The sequence below is a fragment of the Longimicrobium sp. genome (genome assembly GCA_036389795.1).
GTDB lineage: Bacteria > Gemmatimonadota > Gemmatimonadetes > Longimicrobiales > Longimicrobiaceae > Longimicrobium.
In genome coordinates, this window is record DASVWD010000080.1 from 1 (window position 1) to 13,733 (window position 13,733).

General features: G+C 75.0%; 11 protein-coding genes. All 11 read right to left on the reverse strand.

Annotated elements, in window-relative coordinates; genetic code table 11:
* Positions 1-382 precede the first annotated feature (382 nt).
* Positions 383-1,081: a hypothetical protein gene (locus VF746_10610; GenBank protein HEX8692862.1), complete on the reverse strand. Its 699-nt coding sequence runs from the start codon at positions 1,079-1,081 to the stop codon at positions 383-385.
* Positions 1,082-1,200: 119 nt separating this feature from the next.
* Complete coding sequence (locus VF746_10615; protein ID HEX8692863.1) at positions 1,201-2,058, reverse strand: glycosyltransferase family A protein; 858 nt, start codon at positions 2,056-2,058, stop codon at positions 1,201-1,203.
* Entirely contained in the window at positions 2,055-4,061 is a 2,007-nt protein-coding gene (gene asnB / locus VF746_10620; protein HEX8692864.1) for an asparagine synthase (glutamine-hydrolyzing), read from the reverse strand. Before asnB ends, VF746_10615 begins: the two co-directional genes overlap by 4 nt.
* Positions 4,062-4,066: 5 nt before the next feature.
* The gene (locus VF746_10625) at positions 4,067-5,497 is read right to left on the reverse strand and encodes an O-antigen ligase family protein (protein HEX8692865.1); all 1,431 of its coding nucleotides are present in this window, start codon (positions 5,495-5,497) and stop codon (positions 4,067-4,069) included.
* The gene (locus VF746_10630) at positions 5,494-6,420 is read right to left on the reverse strand and encodes a glycosyltransferase family 2 protein (protein HEX8692866.1); all 927 of its coding nucleotides are present in this window, start codon (positions 6,418-6,420) and stop codon (positions 5,494-5,496) included. The genes VF746_10625 and VF746_10630 overlap by 4 nt, the downstream gene beginning before the upstream one ends.
* Positions 6,417-7,403 carry a glycosyltransferase gene (locus VF746_10635; GenBank protein HEX8692867.1) on the reverse strand — a complete coding sequence of 329 codons (987 nt, stop codon included), beginning with the start codon at positions 7,401-7,403 and terminating at the stop codon, positions 6,417-6,419. Before VF746_10635 ends, VF746_10630 begins: the two co-directional genes overlap by 4 nt.
* An 8-nt stretch (positions 7,404-7,411) precedes the next feature.
* Entirely contained in the window at positions 7,412-8,926 is a 1,515-nt protein-coding gene (locus VF746_10640) for a lipopolysaccharide biosynthesis protein (GenBank protein HEX8692868.1), read from the reverse strand.
* On the reverse strand, positions 8,923-10,086 hold the full coding sequence (locus VF746_10645; protein HEX8692869.1) for a UDP-N-acetylglucosamine--N-acetylmuramyl-(pentapeptide) pyrophosphoryl-undecaprenol N-acetylglucosamine transferase: 1,164 nt from the start codon (positions 10,084-10,086) through the stop codon (positions 8,923-8,925). The genes VF746_10640 and VF746_10645 overlap by 4 nt, the downstream gene beginning before the upstream one ends.
* Positions 10,083-11,213, reverse strand: coding sequence for a DegT/DnrJ/EryC1/StrS family aminotransferase (locus VF746_10650; protein HEX8692870.1), 1,131 nt, complete (start codon positions 11,211-11,213; stop codon positions 10,083-10,085). The genes VF746_10645 and VF746_10650 overlap by 4 nt, the downstream gene beginning before the upstream one ends.
* Positions 11,214-11,217: 4 nt before the next feature.
* Complete coding sequence (locus VF746_10655) at positions 11,218-11,910, reverse strand: acyltransferase (GenBank protein HEX8692871.1); 693 nt, start codon at positions 11,908-11,910, stop codon at positions 11,218-11,220.
* 14 nt (positions 11,911-11,924) lie between these two features.
* Complete coding sequence (locus VF746_10660) at positions 11,925-13,025, reverse strand: Gfo/Idh/MocA family oxidoreductase (GenBank protein ID HEX8692872.1); 1,101 nt, start codon at positions 13,023-13,025, stop codon at positions 11,925-11,927.
* Between the last annotated feature and the right edge of the window lie 708 nt (positions 13,026-13,733).

The following is a 13,733-nucleotide window of genomic DNA, read 5'->3' on the forward strand; positions in this document are numbered from 1 at the left end:
CCGGGTCTGACTCAGGAACGGGCTCTCTCGCACCAATGAGCTTACCGACCTCTTTGCCGACGCCACCCGCCCAATTTATGCTCCCACACCCGTTTCATCCTCCGTGGTCGCGCGCAGCGCGGTGGTAGACTCAGGATGACACCCTTTCGGGGCGCGGAATGCACGATCGATCGTGAGATCTGGTATCATGCGACATGGGAAACATCGAGTCTCACGCAGAGTCAGCAGAGTTAGCAGAGAAAACCTCTGCTGACTCTGCGTGAGAAAAATTCTTTCCCGGGAGCCCGGTACAAAACGGAGGAACTGAGAACCGAGTCCTCTGTTCCTCCCTGTGATTCCAACTCGTCTCCGCCCGTCCAGATGCGCGGCCCCGGGAGCCTCGCTAGCTGTCTCCGGCGGCGTCCCCGTCCGCGTCCGCCGCCGGGCCGGCCAGCAGCAGCGCCCCGCAGAGCACCAGGGTGCAGCCCGCCATCTCGAACAGCTCCTCCACCCCCACCTCGATGGCGCGGAAGGCGGGCGTCGCGGCGCCGTGGAGGAACAGGTGCCCGACCAGCTCGATCGCCACCCCGCCCGCGAACATGGTGACCACCCCGGCCGCGAGCCAGAGGCTCTCCCGCCGGTGCCGGTACAACAGCTCCCGCAGGCCGGGGAGGGTGAAGTACAGGAAGACGGGGAGCGCGGCGGCCGCGATCAGCGCGTACGCCGCGAGCCAGGCCCCGCGCCCCGCCGCATCGAACCGCTCGTGCAGCGAGGCCGCCTCGTCCAGAGAGAGGAAGAGGAAGCCGAGCCCGAGCAGGAAGAGCAGGCGCGAGAGGGCCGGCCGGGACGTCCGCCCCTCCCGCGCCCCCACCAGGAACACCGCCCCGGCGGCGAAGAGCTGGAGCGAGGAGAACCAGGCGGGGACGGACTGCTCCGCGTCCAGGTCGAAGAGCGCGTACAGGGCGCCCCAGTCGATGGCCCGGTCGGTGACGCGGATGGCTCCGTAGAAGAAGAAGAAGGCGAGCTCCACGGCCAGGAGGAGGCCCAGCAGGCGCACGACGCCCGCCCGGGTGGCGCGGATGCGCACGTCCAGCAGCGGCATCGGGCTGCTACGGGGAATGGAGGCGCGCCCGGCCGGGGAGCCGGAGCCCCGGCCGCGATCCGACGGAAACCGCTCGATCTCTGCGATGGCGACGCCGCCGGGTGCCTGTTCCATGGGAATCACCCCGCCAATCGGTTGAACCGCAGCAGGCGCTCCACCTGCTCGCGGCGCAGCGCCCGCACCAGGTCGCGGTCGGCCAGCCGGGGGCGGCGGCGGAGCGCGGCGGCCAGGTACCCCCACCAGAACGCCAGCCCGCTCAACACGTACGGCGCCTCGGCCATCCGGTAGAGCCCCCGCGCCGCCACGAACAGCGGGTGCGAGCCGATGATCCACGCGCCCTCGCCCCACTGCGCCTTCCCCCTGAGCCTCCCCTCCGCCGAGCCGTGCTGCCGCAGGTGCCGCACGGGGATGTCCAGGTTCGTGGTGCGGTACCCCAGCGAGCGCATCTTCACCAGGTCGACGATGTCCCACCCCAGCGTGGCGATGAAGCCGCCCATCCGGTCGTACACGTCCTTGCGCACCGTCTTCAGCGGCCCCGGGACGTTGTGGGCCGGCACCCGCCAGCGCACCTCGCGCCCGCCGATGGTCTCCACCGGCACCCCGCCGGCGGCCGCGTGGTCGGGGTGGGCGTCCAGGAAGCCCAGCACGCGCTCGAAGTAGTCGGGCGGGAACACCAGGTCGGCGTCGAGCTTGGAGACGTAGGCGAAGTCCAGGTGCCGCACCTGCTGGTACGCGGCGTCGAAGGCGCGCACCACGCCGCCGCCCATCTGCCGCTTCGCGCGCGGCGGGAGCTGCAGCAGGCGCACCGAGGGCGACTCCGCGGCAACCGCGCGCACGATGTCGGGGGTGCGGTCGGTGGAGCCGTCGTCCACCACGTAGACCAGGTCGGGCGGCTCGGTCTGCGCGAGCAGCGAGCGCAGCGTCCCCTCCAGGAAGCGCTCCTCGTTGCGCGCGGGGATGATGGCCACGTGCCTCATGCGCCCGCTCCCGCCGCGGCCAGCGCGGGCTCTTCCGGGGGCCGGACGTCGCGCCGGGCGGCGGCCGTGCCCTCGCGGGCGCGCTCCAGCCAGGTCTGGAACATCAGCACGCTCCACAGGTCGAAGCGGCGGTCGCGCTCGCCGGACAGGTGCTCGCTCCAGCGGCGGCGCACGGGGGCGGGGTCGAAGAAGCCCTCGGCGGAGAGCCGCCGCTCGTCGAGGAGCGCCTCGGCCCAGTCGCGCAGGGGGCCGCGCAGCCACTCGTCGACCGGGGTGCAGAAGCCCATCTTGGGCCGGTCCACCAGCGCGCGGGGGACGTAGCGGTAGAGGAGGCGCCTGAGCACCCGCTTCCCCTCGCGGCCGCGCACCTTCATCCCCACCGGGAGCCGCCAGGCGAATTCCGCCACCCGCGGGTCCAGGAGCGGCATGCGCCCCTCCAGCGCCACCGCCATGGCGGCGCGGTCCATCTTCACCAGCATGTCGTCGGCGAGGCCGAGCGCGAAGTCGCGCAGCATCATCCGCTCGCGCGCGTCGTGGAGATGCGGCCACGGGCCCGTGCGGAGGTCCGCCGCGGGCGGGGCTCCGGGGACGGCCGCCGCGGCGCCGTCGCGCCAGTCGCTCACCAGCCAGTCGAGCACCTCGCGCGCGCCCGGCGACGGGAGCACCGCCGCCAGCTGGTGCACGCGCTCGCCCAGGGTGCGCCGCCCCACCCGGCGCGCCTCGCCGCCGGGGGCCAGCAGCCGGTTCCACGCGGCGGCCGGGACGGCGGAGAGCGCGCGGGCGAGCCCAGAGCGCGCGGGGCGGGGGAGCCACCCCACCGAGCGCCAGGCGCGGTGCGCCCAGCGGTAGTGCTCGTAGCCGCCGAACAGCTCGTCGCCCCCGTCGCCCGAGAGCGCCACGGTCACGTGCCGCCGCGCCAGCTCCGCCACCAGCACGGTGGGGATCTGCGAGGGGTCGGCGAAGGGCTCGTCGTAGACGTCGGGGAGCCGCGGGATCACGTCCAGCGCGTCCCGCGGCGTCACGTACAGCTCGGTGTGGTCGGTGCCCAGGTGGCGCGCCACGGCGCGGGCGTGCACCGCCTCGTCGTAGAACCCCTCGTGGAAGCCGATGGTGAAGGTGCGCACCGGCCGGGTGCTGCGGGCCTGCATGAGCGCCACCACCAGCGAGGAGTCGATCCCCCCCGAGAGGAAGGCGCCGAGCGGGACGTCGGCCTCCATGCGCATCCCCACCGCGTCGCCCAGCAGGGCGTCGAGCGCGGCGAGCGCCTCGTCCTCGCTCCCGCGGAAGGGGTCGCGGGCGGCGGCCTCGGCCAGCGCGGCCGCGTCCCAGTACACCTCGGGGCGCGCCTCGCCCGTCCCCTTGACGGCCAGCAGCGCCCCCGCCGGGAGCTTGCGGACGCCGCGCCAGATGGACAGCGGGGCGGGGACGCACTTGTGGCGGAGGTAGCGGGCCAGCGCCTCGCGGTCCACCTCGCCGCGGAAGGCGGGGTGGGCGGCCAGCGCCCGCAGCTCCGAGCCGAAGAGGAAGACGCCCCCCGACCAGCCGTAGTAGAGCGGCTTCTCGCCGGCGCGGTCGCGGGCCAGGTACAGCACGCGGTTGCGGCGGTCCCACGCCGCCAGCGCGAACATCCCGTTGCAGCGCTCCAGCGCCCCGCGAAGGCCCCACTCGGCGACCGCCTCCACCAGCACCTCGGTGTCGGAGCGCCCGCGGAAGGCGCGCCCGCGCCCCTCCAGCTCGCGCCGGAGGTCGGCGTGGTCGTAGATCTCGCCGTTGTAGGTGAGCACCCAGCGCCCGCACGCCGAGCGCATCGGCTGGTGCCCCAGGGGGGAGAGGTCGACCACCGAGAGGCGCCGGTGCGCGAGCGCCACCCCGGCCTCGGCGTCGGCCCAGGTGCCGTGGTCGTCGGGGCCGCGGTGCGCCAGGGCGCGCCCCATGGCGGCCGCGTGGGGCGCCTCGCCGCGCTCCAGCCCGCCGGGGCGGTAGAGGCCCGCGATCCCGCACATCGCCGCTACCCCTCCCCCGCGGCGGCGCGCGCGCCGGGCCGCCGCCGCGCGCGCAGCCGCACGCCGGGCGAGAGCCGGGTCCGCGGCCCGGCCGGCGCCGCCGCGGGCGCGGGGACCCCCACCGCCATGGCGGCGGTGGCCACGAAGAGGAGCCAGTGGAGGTTCTGCGCCAGGATCGAGCTCTCGGTGAGGTTGCCCAGCAGCATGAAGGAGAGGAAGGAGAGCATCCACAGCCCCTCCTCGCGCGCCCCGGCCAGCACCGCGCCGGTGGCGCGGCGCACGGCGCCGAAGAACGCCGCCGCGAAGAGCACGATCCCCACCACCCCCAGCTCCAGCCCCAGGTCCAGGAAGCCGTTGTGGGCGTGCCAGGGCTCCCACCCCACGGCGGCGTAGATGGTCAGGGCGTGCGCGTTGAGCTGCCAGAAGGCGTCGTACCCGTAGCCCCCCAGGAGGCGGTCCTGCAGCGAGGCGGCCGCCGAGCCCCACAGCTCGGTGCGCCCGGTGAGGCTGGCGTCCTTCCCCAGGAGCCCCAGCGCCGCCTGGGGGTCGGAGGCCACGAAGAGGACCAGGGCGGTCACGGGGAGCGCCACCGCGATCGCCGCGGGGACCAGCCAGGCGCTGCGCGAGGCCAGGGTGCGGTAGAGCGGGACCAGCGCCAGCAGCACGCCGAGCGCGACCAGCGACGAGGCGGAGCGCGACAGCAGCACCAGCGCCACGGAGAGCGCGGCCAGCGCCAGGTACGCCCGCCGCCGCCCGCTCGCTCCCGGGCGCTGGGCCAGGAGGAGGAAGGTGAGCGTGCCCAGCGCCATCACCCTCCCCATCCCGTTCTTGTGCTGGAAGACGCCGCGCCACGCCCCGTCCAGCTCGTCGTGGTGGATTCCCAGCCCGGGGAGGAGCACGGCGAAGGCCACGGAGAGGACCGCGGCGATCCCCAGCGCCCACCCCAGGATCGGGAGGAACTCGCGCCCGCGGAAGCGGCCCGCCAGCCAGAAGCCGCAGAAGGTGGTCCCCGCCACGGCCACCGCGCGCCGGAGCGTGATGTCGGGGAACTCCGACCAGGCGGCCGAGGCGAGCGCCAGCCCCACCAGCAGCAGGGTGGCGGGGCTGCGGAGCGCGGCCGCGAACACCTCGCCCGGGGGGCGCAGGAAGGTGAAGACGAGCGCCAGCGCGAAGAGGGCGGCGCGGATCGCCTGCCGGTGCGGGTCGCCCTCCTCCAGGTTCGCGGCGCCGTCGGCCGACCCGTTCAGGAGGGGGAGGACCGCGCTGGAGAACACCAGCAGGAGCACCACCGCGTAGACGCGCTCGGCGGCGCCCAGGATCCGCTCCAGCGCGGCGGCCGTGTGCACGCGCCGGGGCGAGACGTGCCCGCCCGCGCGCACGGGGGGCGCGTCGGCCGGGAGCGGGTACGAGGAACGGTAGGGGGCGAGCGTGCTCATGCGCCGTGCGTGGTCCGGTATTCGTCGTAGCGGAAGCCGGCGAGCCCGGCCACGCTCCCCGCCCCGAAGCAGATGCCGCGGAGCGCGTCGACCGCCGCGTGCGTGCCGGAGAAGGGCGCCGCCAGCATCCTGAGCGTCCCCACCCCGATCCGCCCCACCGCCCTGGCCAGGCGGAGGGCGCGCACCCGGAAGGCCGGGTCCAGCTCGCGCTCGCAGAGGGCCCAGGTGTTGCCGCGCCGGAACGCCCGCCTGAGCAGCCAGGAGACCCGGGTGCGGCTGGGCGGCACCCACTCCCAGGCCAGCGCGTCGTCGGCCCACACGATGCGGTGGCCGGCGCGCGCCACGCGCAGGAAGAAGTGGGTGTCCTCGCCCCCCGCCAGCGCCAGCCTCGCCGAGAACGGCCCCTCCGCCCCGCCCAGCGCGCGGAAGACGGAGGCGCGCACCAGCACGTTCCCGGTGTCGGCGTAGGGGAGCCGCGTCCCCGTGGCGTGGCGCGGCACCTCGAAGAAGCGACCGCGCTCGATCCAGCGGGGGACCGGCGCCTCGAAGCGCGGCATCACCGGCCCGGCCACCACGTCGGCCGCGTGCCCGGCCTGCACGCGCAGGAGCTCGTCCAGCCAGCCGGGCTCCGGCTCCTCGTCGTCGTCCAGGAAGGCGATCCACTCCGCGCCCGCCTCGGCCACGGCGCGGTTGCGGGCGAAGGAGATCCCCCGCCGCGGCTCCGGCACGTAGCGCACGGGCCAGGGGAGCGACGGGGCGAGCGCGGCGACCGTCTCCCGCGCGGAGCCCTCGGGGTCGTTGTCGACGACGACGACCTCCAGCTCCCCCTGCAGCCGCTCCGCGCTCACCCGGGCCAGCGCCTCGAGGAGCCGGGCGAGCCCGCGCGGGCGGCGGAAGGTGCAGACGCACACCGAGACGCTCATCCCGCCCTCCCGACGGCGGGCGCCGCCGTCCGCAGGCGGCGCAGCGCGGCGAGGATGCGCTCCTTGCGCTCCAGGCCGAAGGCCAGGATGAGCAGGCGCCCGGGGAGCGTCCGCGCCGGGGTCCCCCGCCCGGACCCAGCGCCCGCGCGCGCCAGGCACTCGCGCCCCAGCTCCCGGTGCCCGGCCTGGAAGGCGAGCTGCGCCAGGTCGGCGTAGCGCACGGCCAGCGCGGCGCGGTAGCGGTCCAGCCGACCCTGGGCGGCCAGGGTGGAGGAGACCCGGTCGAGCACGGCGAGCCCCGAGCGCACCGCGGCCGGGGAGCGGCCGCCGCTCACGGTGGCGCGCCCGGGGCCGTGGCGGCGGTAGAACGCCCCGTTTCCTTCCGTCCGCGCCAGGGGCACCCCGGCGGCCAACGCGCGCATGGCCAGGTCGCCATCGTCGTGCAGGGTGAGCGACTCGTCCCAGCCGCCCGTCCGCTCCCACACCGCGCGCGGCCAGAGGAGCGCGCACGGCGGGCACCAGCCGTCCCGCAGCCAGGCGAGCAGCGGGTCGGCGCCCGCCGCGCGGGGCGGCCGCGGCGCCGGACCCGGCACCCAGCCGCCGCCGTCCCGGCTCGTAAGATAACGCCACCCGCACGCCACCAGCGCCCCGGGCGAGCGCTCCGCCGTCTCCACCATCGTCTCCAGCGCGTGCGCCTCCAGCAGGTCGTCGGCGTCCAGGAAGAGAAGCCAGTCGCCGGAAGCGAGGTCGGCCCCGCGGTTGCGCGCGTGCGCCCCGCCGCGGTTGGCGGGGAGCCGGACGGCACGCACGCGGTCGCCGTAGCCGGCGATCACCTCCCAGCTCCCGTCGGTCGACGCGTCGTCCACCACGATCACCTCCACCGCGGGCCAGCCCTGCGCCAGCGCGGAGTCGATCGCCTCGCCCACGAAGGGGGCGGCGTTGTAGCAGGGGACGATCACCGAGACGGTGCCGGGGGGGCGCATCGCCGTCCTCACGCGGAGAGCCGCAGCACGCGGGCCAGGGGGAGGCGCAGCGTGGCCGGGAGCCGGCGGACGCTCCCCTCCAGCCGGCCGAACAGCTCCGCCGGGCGCAGCGCGTCGGGAAGGAGCGCGAGGCCCAGGAGGAGGGCGAGCCCGCCCGCCGCCACGTCGGCGGCGAAGATCGCCAGGTGGCCGGCGCCCCGGGCCTCCAGCAGGCGCGAGGCGGCGAGCACCGCGGCGCCGGTGAGGAGCCCCAGCGCCACGCCGGGGAGCTGCGCAGCGAAGAAGTCTCTCCAGCCGCGGCCCACGATGGTCAGGCTGAGCCGCGCCATCGCCAGGTACATGAAGCCGATCGCCCCCGCCACCGCGGCCGCCACCCCGCCCACTCCCCAGCGCGCGCCGAGCGCCGCCCCGCCCACCACCAGCGCCGCGTACGCCGCCTGCCGCCACAGCTCCGAGTACACGCGCCCCGAGGCGTGGGTGAGCGCCCCCGAGACGTGGTAGACGGCGCGGAAGAGCCCGGCGGCGCACAGCAGGCGCAGCGGGAGCGCCATCCCCGCCCAGGCGGGGCCGTAGACGCCCTCCGCCAGGTGCGGGGCCGCGGCAGCGATCCCCGCCATCAGCGGGGCGGCGGCGAGCGCGCTGGCCTGCACCGCCGCCAGATAGGCGCGGCCCAGGCGCGCGCGGTCGTCCTTCACCTCCGACATGGCGGGAAGGAGCACGTGCCACATCACGTCGCCCACGGCGGCCAGCGGCAGCGTCATCAGGTTGAAGGCGCGCCCGTACAGCCCCAGCGCCCCGGCGCCCAGCAGCCGCCCCACCAGCAGGTTGTCGGCGTTGCGGGCGGCGTGGTTCACCAGCTGGTTCAGGCTGGCCGCCACCCCGAAGCCGCACAGCTCGCGGAGCTCGATCCGTCCCAGCAGGGGGCGGAGCGGGTGGCGGGCCAGCGCGAGCGCCAGCACGCTCGCCAGGAGCGACTGCGCCACCGTCCCCCACACCAGGCTCCACACCCCGTGGCCGGCCAGCGCCAGCGCGAGCGCCACCCCCGCGTAGCCGGCCCCGTAGCTCGTCACGTCCACCACGAACAGGGCCCGGAAGTCGAGCCGGCGCTGCAGCAGCGCCCGCGCCGTCCCCCCCAGCGCCCCGGTGAGGAAGAGGAGCGACAGCCCCCGCATCACGGGGGGGAGGTCGGGCGCGTCGAGCAGCGGTCCCGAGAAGGGTGCCAGCACCCAGAGGAGCGCGGCCGCCGCGGCCCCGGTCAGGAGCGAGGCGGTGAAGGCGGTGCGGACGTGGCGCGCGGTGAGGTCGCTGCGCTGCACCAGCGCCACCCCCAGCCCCAGCTGCGCCAGGAGCTCGGCGAAGCTCACCACCACCCAGGCGAGCGCCACCACCCCGAAGTCGCGCGGGGGAAGGAGCCGCGCCAGCACCACGCCGAAGCCGAGCTGCAGCGCCGCCTGCACGCCCCAGGCGGCCATCCGCCACTGCCCGGCCGAGACCGTGCGCTCGGAGAGGGTGCGCGCGCTCATGCCAGGGCCGGCTCCAGGGGCCGCGAGAGCGCGCCGCGCTCGGCCAGCAGCTCCTCGATCACCTCTACGATGGCGTCGACGGCGCCCGGGTCGGCCGCGGCGCGCGCGGCGGCGGCCATGCGCTCCCGCTCGGCGCCGTCGGCCAGCAGCCGGCGGACTTCCCCCGCCAACGCCGCGCCGGAGAGGCGCTCCGGCGGGAGGAAGACGGCGGCCCCGGCGCGCACCAGGTCGTCGGCCAGGTCGCGGATGTGCGGCCCGATCGGGGAGTCGGGTACGGAGACGCAGACGGCGGGGACGCCGCGCGCGCACACCTCCAGCAGCGTGGTCTCCCCCGCCGCGCTCACCACCAGGTCGCAGGCGGGGAACACCGCGAGCAGGTCGTCGAAGAAGGGGCGCGCCACCACCGGGGCGGCGAGCGCCTCCGCGTCGTCCCCGGCCGGGGCGTGCCCGCCGTACTGGACCACCAGCTGCGCGTCGGGCCGCTCCGCGCGCAGGCGCCGGGCGGCGTCGGCGAAGAGCCGCGTGGTCCCCGGCGACCCGGCGCTGTAGCCGATGAGGGCGACGACGGGGCGGTCCGGGTCCAGCCCCAGCCGCTCGCGCGCGGCGCGGGCGCACGCGGGCGCGAACGCCTCGGGGCGCAGCGGCGTGCGGGTGACCCTCAGGCGCGGGCGCAGGAAGCGGGGGAAGCGGGCCGTGTCGGCCGCGCGCGCCAGGCAGGTGCGGTCCACCATCCAGGCCAGCGCCCGGTTGGCCCGGCGCAGCGCGTAGTGCGGGACGGTGAGCGTGGGATACCCGCGCAGCGCCGCCGCCGCCATCGGCGCGAACGAGCACCGCCCGCCCGTGCCCAGCACCAGGTCGGGCCGGAAGCGCTCCAGCAGCGCCGCCCCCTCGCGCGCGCCCCGGAGCGTCGCGCCCGCCAGCGTCCCCGCGTGGCGGGCCAGGTCGGCCCGGGAGAGCTCGCGGTGCGTCCCCCCCACGCTCCCCACCGCGTGCACGGGGTAGCCCCGGCGCTCCACCCAGTCGCGGAAGCGCGAGTCGGCGGGGAGCGCCACCGCCGCGTCCAGGTCGTAGCGTTGCGCGAGCGCGCCCAGCACGACGACGGCGTGGGACAGGTGCCCCACGCTGTCGCCGCTGACGGCCAGGACGCGCAGCGGTCTCATGTCACCGCCACGAGCGCGGCGCCCGGCGCGCACTCCAGCACCGCTTCCGCCACGCGAGTCACCTGCTCCTCCGTCATCTCCGGGTAGAGCGGGAGCGAGAGCACCTCGGCCGAGAGCCGCGTGGAGACCGGCGCGCCCTCGGGGAAGGTGCGGATCCCGCGGTACGCCTCCTGGAGGTGGATCGGGATCGGGTAGTGGATGCCGGCGCCCACGCCGCGCGCGTGCAGCTCCTTCAGCAGCCGGTCGCGCTCCGGGTGGCGGACGACGAAGAGGTGCCACACGTGCTCGCGCCCGGGGAGCGCCTCGGGGAGGGCGACGTCGGCCTCCGCCAGCAGCTCGCGGTAGAGCCCGGCCAGCTCGCGGCGGCGCTCGTTCCAGCCTTCCAGCCGGCGCAGCTTCACCCGCAGCACCGCCGCCTGCATGGTGTCGAGGCGGCTGTTCATCCCCAGCGTCTCGTGCACGTACTTGACCCGCGAGCCGTAGTTGCGGTCGCGGCGGAGCCGGTCGGCGAGCTCCCCGTCGTTCGTCACCACCGCGCCGCCGTCGCCGTACGCGCCCAGGTTCTTCCCCGGGTAGAAGGAGAAGCACCCCGCGTCGCCGATGGCACCGGCGCGCCGGCCGCCGTGCAGCGCGCCGTGCGCCTGGCAGGCGTCCTCGATCACCTTCAGGCCGCGGCGGCGGGCGATCTCCAGGATCTCCTCCATCCGCGCCGTCTGCCCGTACAGGTGCACGGGGAGGATCGCCTTCGTGCGCGGGGTGATGGCGGCCTCGACCAGCTCGGGGTCGAGGTTGAAGTCGTCCTCGCGCGCGTCCACCAGCACGGGCGTGGCGCCGGCGTGCGTGATCCCCAGCGCCGAGGCGATGAAGGTGTTGGCGGCGGTGATCACCTCGTCGCCGGGCCCCACGCCCGCGGCGCGCAACGCCAGCGTGATGGCGTCGAGCCCCGAGGCCACGCCGATGCAGTGCCCGGCGCCGCAGAAGGCGGCGAACTCCTCCTCGAAGCGGGCGACCTCGTCGCCCAGGATGAACTGCGCCCCCGCCATCACGCCCTCCAGCGCGGGGAGCAGCTCGTCCTTCAGCTCGCGGTACTGCTGGGTCAGCTCCACCAGCGGGATCATATTCGACATGGGATCAGGCGTCGTCCGTGAGACGGGGGTCGTCGGGGTACGCCGCGCTACCATCCCGGCAGCGCAGCTCGGAAGTCCGGCGCAGCACGCGGGCGGGGCTGCCGACGACGACCGTGCCCGGCGGCACGTCGCGGGTGACCACGCTCCCCGAGCCCACCAGGGCGTAGGCGCCGATCTCGACGCCGGGGGTGATGGTGACGTTCACGCCGATGCGCGCCCCGCGGCGGATGACGGGCCCGCGGAAGGAGGCCGGGTCGGCGCAGGCGCACCCCGGGTGCACGTCGTTGGCGAAGGTGCACCCCGGGGCGATGAAGACGTCGTCCTCGATCACCGTGAACTGCGGGACGTAGACGTTGCAGTGGATCTTGACCCGGCTGCCGATCCTGCAGCCGTAGTCGACCACGGTGTTGCTCCACACCGCCACGTCGTCGCCGATCTCGCTCTCCTCGCGCAGGATCACGTTGTGGCCGGTCTGCAGCCCGCGCCCGATGCGGCTGCCGGCGTACACGATGGTGCCCGAGCGCAGCCGCGAGCCGGGACCCAGCGCCAGCTCGAGCGAGGCCACGCGCCGCTCGGGGAAGTAGCCCACCAGCACGCCGGGGTCCCAGTCGCCCCCGCCGCAGTCGGCGGGGGTGAGCAGGGTCCCGGCCGAGGGCAGCCGGCGCGCGCCGGCCGCCGGGCCGATCAGGGTCTCCATGTCGCCGGGCTCGCTCACAGCGTGGACGGCGCGGGCGCCAGGCCGGCGATGCGCACCCGCCTGCGGCCCAGCCGGCGGGCGCGGCCCGCGGCGGCCGGCGCGGGCGCCTCGCCCAGGAAGACCCGCCCGCCGCCCGCGGCCAGCGAGCGGTCGGCCGCCTCCAGCACGCGCACCACGTCCAGCCCGCCGCGCCCGTCGGAGCGCGGCTGCGCGCCCGTGCGCACGCACTCCACGAAGTGGCGGGCCTCGGCCTTGAGCGGCTCCTCCTCCACCAGGTAGGGGCTGCGGGTGTCGCCGTAGCGGTAGCTGAAGGGGAAGTCGCCGAACTCCATGTGGTAGCGCGGCCCGTCGATCCCCTTGTCGTACAGGCGGATCTTCTCCAGCGGCTCGATGTCGTCGTAGACGGCCATCTTGCGGGTGCCCACGATCGTCATCTGCCGGACCTTGTTGGGGTCCAGCCACGAGCTGTGCACCACCGCCATGAGCCCGGTGGGGAAGTGCATGGTGAGCACGCACACGTCGTGGACGTCGGGGCGCAGGTGGGCGAGCCCCTGGCAGTTGACGCTCACCGGCGCCGAGCCCAGCAGGTGCAGGATGATGGAGATGTCGTGCGGCGCCAGGTCCCACAGCGCGTTCACGTCGGAGCGGATCGGGCCCAGGTTGCGCCGCGCGGCGGTGATGCAGCACACCTCGCCCAGCTCGCCGCTGTCGACGTAGTCGCGCAGCTTGGCCACGGCGGCCGTATAGAGGAAGATGTGCCCGGTCATCAGCACCAGGCCGCGCTCCTCGGCCAGCGCGATCAGGTCCTCGCACTCGGCCGCGGTGCGGGCCAGCGGCTTCTCCACGAACACGTGCATGCCGGACTCCAGCGCCCGGCGGGCCAGCGCGTGGTGGGTGCGGGTGGGGGTGGCGATCACCACCGCGTCGACGCCGGAGGCGAACACCTCCTCGGGGTCGTCGGTGGCGCGCGCGTGGGGGAAGTGCGCGCCCACCTGCATGAGCCGCGTCTCGTCCAGGTCGCAGATCAGGGACACTTCGGCGTCCGGGAGCCCGTCGAAGGCGCGGACCAGGTTGGGGCCCCAGTAGCCCAGTCCGATGATGGCGATGCGTGTCATGCGTCCTCTCGGGTCGGGGCGGTGGGGAATCCGCCCGATTTGCCACGGCAGGATGAGACCGGACGCCTCCCCCCCCGGTCCCACCGCGATCCTGCCCATGCCGGCGCCGCGAGGCAGCCGGTGAGCCGCGTCCGTGCAGGGGCAACGCCCATTCCACCCGCGGGTGTTCACGTAAGTGGTTGTGCTGGGGTATTTTGGAAATTTCGCGTTCCCTTTCGGAAACATACGAACATGCAACGTTGTGTTGCAACGCTGTAATGCGGGGCGGCGGCGGAATGGGGGAAAACTGCAACGGCCCGGTGTTGCAGCCGGGGTGGCGCGGCTCGACCTCGCCGTGGATCCGGGCTGGATGGATTCCGATCCTCCGGCGAACGGCGAAAAGGCCTCGCACGGAGTCAACGGAGAACCCCGCGGTTCTCCGTTACCTCCGTTTCCTCCGTGTGAGACGTTCAGTCATGGATCTCCATCCCGGACGATCCTCCGCAAACCGGTATGATACCACCTCGCAGAGAATCGTTCAGGTACAGCTTCTGAAAAGCCTCTCACGGAGGACACAGAGGACACAGAGAACTTCAATCGCGTCTTCAGTTCCCTCTGTTTTCTCTGTGTCCTCTGTGTGATTCCAATCTGTTTGGACCAGAACTATGGTCGGCAACCTGGTATGAGGCATCGTAAAGCAAAGCCACGACGGCGAGCTGCGCCGTCGTG

Excerpts from the sequence above, each read along its gene's own strand:
- VF746_10610 (HEX8692862.1), bottom strand. The coding sequence starts at position 1,081 with ATGCCGCTGCTGGACGTGCGCATCCGCGCCACCCGGGCGGGCGTCGTG.
- VF746_10615 (HEX8692863.1), bottom strand. The coding sequence starts at position 2,058 with ATGAGGCACGTGGCCATCATCCCCGCGCGCAACGAGGAGCGCTTCCTG.
- asnB (HEX8692864.1), bottom strand. The coding sequence starts at position 4,061 with ATGTGCGGGATCGCGGGCCTCTACCGCCCCGGCGGGCTGGAGCGCGGC.
- VF746_10625 (HEX8692865.1), bottom strand. The coding sequence starts at position 5,497 with ATGAGCACGCTCGCCCCCTACCGTTCCTCGTACCCGCTCCCGGCCGAC.
- VF746_10630 (HEX8692866.1), bottom strand. The coding sequence starts at position 6,420 with ATGAGCGTCTCGGTGTGCGTCTGCACCTTCCGCCGCCCGCGCGGGCTC.
- VF746_10635 (HEX8692867.1), bottom strand. The coding sequence starts at position 7,403 with ATGCGCCCCCCCGGCACCGTCTCGGTGATCGTCCCCTGCTACAACGCC.
- VF746_10640 (HEX8692868.1), bottom strand. The coding sequence starts at position 8,926 with ATGAGCGCGCGCACCCTCTCCGAGCGCACGGTCTCGGCCGGGCAGTGG.
- VF746_10645 (HEX8692869.1), bottom strand. The coding sequence starts at position 10,086 with ATGAGACCGCTGCGCGTCCTGGCCGTCAGCGGCGACAGCGTGGGGCAC.
- VF746_10650 (HEX8692870.1), bottom strand. The coding sequence starts at position 11,213 with ATGTCGAATATGATCCCGCTGGTGGAGCTGACCCAGCAGTACCGCGAG.
- VF746_10655 (HEX8692871.1), bottom strand. The coding sequence starts at position 11,910 with ATGGAGACCCTGATCGGCCCGGCGGCCGGCGCGCGCCGGCTGCCCTCG.
- VF746_10660 (HEX8692872.1), bottom strand. The coding sequence starts at position 13,025 with ATGACACGCATCGCCATCATCGGACTGGGCTACTGGGGCCCCAACCTG.